At 68.8% G+C, this 1,114-nt stretch carries 1 protein-coding gene; it reads right to left on the bottom strand.

The window, feature by feature from the left end; translation table 11 throughout:
• Positions 1–1,082, bottom strand: a 1,082-nt coding sequence (locus ACZ7DL_RS39100) for a condensation domain-containing protein (RefSeq protein ID WP_470781855.1), incomplete at its 3' end; no start/stop codon positions are given.
• Between the last annotated feature and the right edge of the window lie 32 nt (positions 1,083–1,114).

The following is a 1,114-nucleotide window of genomic DNA, read 5'->3' on the forward strand; positions in this document are numbered from 1 at the left end:
GTCACGTCCGCCGGCAACCGCAGCCACCGGTACTCCACCACCGCCTGCACATCAACGTCTCGCTGCAACCCACGCGCACCCAACACCGGGTCCGGCTCAACGAGTTGCTCCTGCCACCAGCTCAGCTCGTCCGTGCGGTCCACGGCCGCTTGTGTCAGGGCATGCGACCAGCGGCGCAGTGAGGTGCCCACCGGCTCCAGCACCGGCACCCGGCCCTCGGCCACCGCCTCCCACGCCTGCGCCAGATCCGTGGTCAGGACCTGCCAGGACACCCCGTCCACCACCAGGTGATGCGCCACCACCACCAGCCAGCCGGCATCCCGCACCCACACAAACTGCGCCACCACCCCCGACGCCATATCCAAGCGATTGACCGCACCCTCCAACGCATCAGACACCCCAGCACCGGCGTTGTCGGCGCCCTTGATGTCGGTGGTGTGGAGCCAGGCGGCTGCGTCGACGGTACCCGGTGCACTGATGTGCAGGCCGTCACCGCTCAACCGGAGCCGGAAAGCGTCGTGGTGATCAATGAGCGTCTGGACGACGGTTAACAGGCCGGTCTGGTCGATGCCGTCGGGCAGACGCAGCACGGCGGACATCACGAACCGCTCCAACCCCGCCGTACCGAGTTCCTCCACCGCCCACCGCGCCACCGGCAGCAACGGCAACCACCCCACACCCCCACCCGGCAACTCCTCCAACACCCCGCCCGGGACATCGCTCTTCGAGCTCGCTGTGCTGGCCAGCCGCGCCACCGTCCGCTGCTCGAACACCTCCCGCGCACTGACCACCACACCCCGCGCCCGCGCCTGCGCCACCACCTGAATCGAACGAATACTGTCCCCACCCACAGCGAAGAAGTCGTCATCTACTCCCACCCGCTCCACACCCAGCACGGCGGCGAACGCCTGGGCCAGCACCTCCTCCGCCATGCCCTCGGGAGCCCGGTACTCCCCGCCCGTGAACACCGGTTCTGGCAGCGCGGACTTGTCCAGCTTCCCGCTGGACGTCAGCGGCAGTGCGTCCACCACCATGAACACCGCCGGGACCATGTACTGCGGCAACCGCTCCGCCGCAAACACCCGCAACTCCCCCACAGACACCCCAGCCGTCA

The sequence above is a fragment of the Streptomyces sp. NPDC036984 genome (assembly GCF_055607665.1).